The organism is Streptomyces chiangmaiensis (assembly GCF_036281785.1).
In the GTDB taxonomy this organism is placed as follows: domain Bacteria; phylum Actinomycetota; class Actinomycetes; order Streptomycetales; family Streptomycetaceae; genus Streptomyces; species Streptomyces chiangmaiensis.
The window spans coordinates 1-500 of the sequence record NZ_JAYWVC010000776.1 but is presented as its reverse complement, the minus strand read 5'-3'; the positions used below and the strand labels follow the sequence as shown (position 1 = coordinate 500).

Sequence of the window (500 nt, the reverse complement as noted above, 5' to 3'; positions counted from 1 at the left end):
GTACGGGCTCTGGTGCAGAGGTGCGTACGGGTTGATCTGCAGAGGTGATCCGGCGTGTCGGGCGGGGGCCTTGGGCGGTGAGAGGAGCCTGTCGCTGACGTTGTGCGGCGACGAGGGAGGCCCCAGGCATGCTGCTGGAACCGGAGCGGTGGTTGGAACTGCGGCGCTTCCGGGCTCTGCATGAGGCGGGCGCGAGCATCTCGGAGATCGCCCGCGAGACCGGCCTGAACTGGCGCACGGTCAAGAAGTACCTGGAGAGCGACGGGCCTCCCAAGCCTCCGGCTGCGGCGCCGCGGTCGGATCTGGGCAATCAAGTGATCAAGCCGTGGGCGCATGTGATCGATGCCTGGCTGCGGGCCGAGGTGCTGCTGAAGGCCGCGGTGATCCATGAGCGTCTCGTCGAGCAGTACGACTTCCCGCACCATTACCAACGCGTCAAGATGTATGTGCAGCAGGCCCGTCCCAGGATCGCGGAGGAGCTCGGATACACACCGCGGGAG

General features: G+C 66.8%; 1 pseudogene. It reads left to right on the top strand.

What is annotated here, in order from left to right:
• Positions 1-128: 128 nt before the first annotated feature.
• Positions 129-500: pseudogene (locus VXC91_RS46875) on the top strand (IS21 family transposase); the annotation flags it as partial.